Source organism: Kitasatospora sp. MBT63 (genome assembly GCF_000710465.2).
GTDB lineage: Bacteria > Actinomycetota > Actinomycetes > Streptomycetales > Streptomycetaceae > Kitasatospora.
This window is the reverse complement of the sequence record NZ_JAIZ01000614.1, coordinates 1-3,219: the sequence shown is the minus strand read 5'-3', so window position 1 is coordinate 3,219 and position 3,219 is coordinate 1. Positions and strand designations below refer to the sequence as shown.

Annotated in this window: 3 protein-coding genes; 2 read left to right on the top strand and 1 reads right to left on the bottom strand. The window is 74.7% G+C overall.

The window, feature by feature from the left end:
- On the top strand, window positions 1-465 hold a 465-nt coding region (locus AA75_RS51505), incomplete at its 5' end, for a hypothetical protein (protein ID WP_206743460.1).
- An 18-nt stretch (window positions 466-483) separates the two neighbouring features.
- Here the strand turns inward: AA75_RS51505 and AA75_RS32030 are convergent.
- Window positions 484-1,254 (bottom strand): ferritin-like fold-containing protein, encoded by a 771-nt coding sequence (locus AA75_RS32030; RefSeq protein ID WP_033823843.1) that lies wholly within the window; start codon window positions 1,252-1,254, stop codon window positions 484-486.
- A 661-nt stretch (window positions 1,255-1,915) separates the two neighbouring features.
- On the opposite strand from AA75_RS32030, the gene AA75_RS32025 reads away from it, so the two are divergent.
- On the top strand, window positions 1,916-3,219 hold a 1,304-nt coding region (locus AA75_RS32025), incomplete at its 3' end, for a DEAD/DEAH box helicase (RefSeq protein ID WP_233289289.1).

Below are 3,219 nucleotides of genomic sequence, written 5' to 3'. Positions count from 1 at the left end.
CTGACCGAGGCGCCCGAGCACGGCGGCGGCCCCCCGCCCCTCCCCCGAGGAGGGCCGGGGCGCCGCCGTTTCCCGTCCCGCTCCGGTCCCGCGGGCCGCCGGGGGCGTACCGGGGCCGCCCGCCGGGTATGGCGGGGCTACGGCACCCAGCACGCCCCCGGGAGGCAGCCCGTGTACGTGGAGACGATCGCCTACGCCCTGATCGGCCTGACCGTCGGCTTCGGCGCCCTGGTCCTGCTACCGGGGTACTTCCCGGCCGCCCGGGTGCTGACCGTCTCGACGGCGCTGGTGGCCGCGCTGCTCGGCGGGCTGATCGCCCGGTACGCCTTCGACGGTGAGCAGCCCGCCGCCGCGCTGGCCGTCTCGGCGGTCGGCTCGGTGCTGCTGGTCTCCGTGCTGGCCCGGCCGGACCGGGGGCCGCGGCGCGGCGGCGGCCACCGGCACCGCCGGCAGCGGGCCGCCTGACCGCGGCGGGCCGGTCGGTCAGGAGGCGAGGCCGAGGGCCGCCATCCGCCGGGTGTGCGCCTCGGTGATCCGGTTGAACATCTTGCCGACCTCGACCAGGTCGAAGCCCTGCACCTGGGCGCCGCCGACCAGCAGGTTGGACAGCGCGTCCCGCTCGGCCACCACCCGCTGGGCCTGGCTGAGCGCCTCGCCCATCAGGCGGCGGCCCCACAGCGCGAGCCGCCCGCCGACCCGCGGGTCCTCCTCGATCGCCTGCCGGACCCGGTCGACCGCGAACGCGGCGTGGCCGGTCTCGGCCATCACCCGCAGCACCAGGTCACGGGTGTCGTCGTCGAGCCGGACCGCGACCTCGCGGTAGAAGTCGGTCGCGATCGCGTCCCCGACGTACGCCTTGACCAGGCCCTCCAGCCAGTCCGAGGGCGCGGTCAGCCGGTGGAAGGCCTCCAGCGGCTCCACGAACGGGGTCATCACCTCGGTGGGGTCGGCCCCGACCTCGGCGATCCGGTCGTGCAGCAGCTGGTAGTGCTGGAACTCCGCCGAGGCCATCCTGGCCAGCGCCGCCTTGTCGACCAGGCCCGGGGCGAACTTGGCGTCCTCGGCCAGCCGCTCGAAGGCGCTCAGCTCGCCGTACGCGAGCGCGCCCAGCAGGTCGAGCACGGCGGCCCGGTAGCCCGGATCGGCCGCACGGGTCGCCCAGTCGCCGATCGAGCCGGTCCCGGCCTCCGCGGGGGTCGCGGCGGCGGCGGTCGGTTCGGTCGGGGTGCCCTGGCCAGAATCCTGAGTCTCCATGGCACGTCACCTTAGACCGCCCGGCGGCGGCCGCCGCCCCGGCCCACCGGCCCGGCCGTCCGGGGGCCCCCGCGAGGCCTCCCCGGGCCCCCACCAGCCGAGTAAGGCGCGTCACGTGTTCGAGTCGGCGCTGGACTGTATGGTGGTAGCGAGGCCTGGTGTACTCGCGCGGCCCGTCCCTGTGGACAGGCCGCGCAGACGTGCTCCGTACGAGTCAGGCACTCACGTACGCGGATGCCCGGTCGGAGACCCGATCGGCTCCGACCTTGGCCTGGACTTCGGGCCTTGGCACCGCATCAGTGGCCGAGCGAGGGCCGCCGCGGACCGCGCCGTACGGCGCAGGTCCCGCGCCGTCCCCTCACGGGAATCCTTCCCCCACGCCGCCGGACGGCGCGCCCCCCACGGGCCGCGCGGTCGGCAGGCAGCAGGGACCGGCGCGGTGTGCGACCCGCAGCTGTGCACAGCGGCCCGTCACGGGCCCGGCGCAGCGGTATGGCCGCCCGCCGCCCTCTCGCTCTCGGCCCCCGCATATGGAAGAGGCAGCACCCTGTCCACCACCGCTGAACCCACCAAGACCACCTTCCGGGACCTGGGGATCCTCCCGGAGACCGCCGAGGCCCTCGAGGCCGTCGGCATCGTCCACCCCTTCCCCATCCAGGAGATGACCCTGCCGGTCGCGCTGACCGGCCACGACGTCATCGGCCAGGCCAAGACCGGTACCGGCAAGACCCTCGGCTTCGGCCTCCCGCTGATCGAGCGGGTCGTGGTGCGGGCCGACCTCGACGCCGGCCGGGCCACCGCCGAGCAGCTCTCCGACAGCCCGCAGGCACTGATCGTGGTGCCGACCCGCGAGCTGTGCACCCAGGTCACCAACGACCTGCAGACGGCCGGCAAGGTCCGCAACGTCCGGGTGCTCGCCATCTACGGCGGCCGGGCGTACGAGCCGCAGGTCGAGGCGCTCAAGAAGGGCGTCGACATCATCGTCGGCACCCCGGGCCGGCTGCTCGACCTGGCCGGCCAGCGCAAGCTCGACCTCTCGCAGGTCCGCGCGCTGGTGCTGGACGAGGCCGACGAGATGCTCGACCTCGGCTTCCTGCCGGACGTCGAGAAGATCATCACCATGCTGCCGGCCAAACGGCAGACCCTGCTGTTCTCGGCCACCATGCCGGGCCAGGTGATCAGCCTCGCCCGCCGGTACATGAGCCAGCCGACCCACATCCGGGCCGCCGCGCCGGACGACACCGGCGCCACCGTCGCCAACATCGAGCAGCACATCTTCCGGGCGCACTCGCTCGACAAGGTCGAGGTCGTCTCCCGGATCATGCAGGCCGACGGGCGCGGCCTGGCGATGATCTTCTGCCGCACCAAGCGCACCGCGGCCGACGTCTCCGAGCAGCTGACCAAGCGCGGCTTCGCGGCCGGCGCGGTCCACGGCGACCTCGGCCAGGGCGCCCGCGAGCAGGCCCTGCGGGCCTTCCGCAGCGGCAAGGTCGACGTCCTGGTCTGCACCGACGTCGCCGCCCGCGGCATCGACGTCGAGGGCGTCACGCACGTCATCAACTACCAGTGCCCCGAGGACGAGAAGACCTACCTGCACCGGATCGGCCGCACCGGCCGGGCCGGCGCCTCGGGCACCGCCGTCACGCTGGTCGACTGGGACGACATCCCGCGCTGGCAGCTGATCAACAAGGCGCTGGACCTGCCGTTCAACGAGCCCGAGGAGACCTACTCCACCTCGGCGCACCTGTTCGAGCTGCTGAAGATCGCGCCCGGCACCACCGGTGTGCTGCCGCGTTCCGAGCGCACCCGGGCCGGTCTGAACGCCGAAGAGGTCGAGGACCTCGGCGAGACCGGCGGCCGCGGCGCCCGGGGCGCCCGCACCCGTGGCGGCCGGGGCACCGGCCCGGCGGTGGCGGCTCCGGAGCCGGAGGCCGCCGAGCGTCCGGCCCGCAAGCAGCGGGAGCG

Coding starts and splice junctions, on each gene's coding strand:
- AA75_RS32030 (WP_033823843.1), bottom strand. CDS start 1,254: ATGGAGACTCAGGATTCTGGCCAGGGCACCCCGACCGAACCGACCGCC.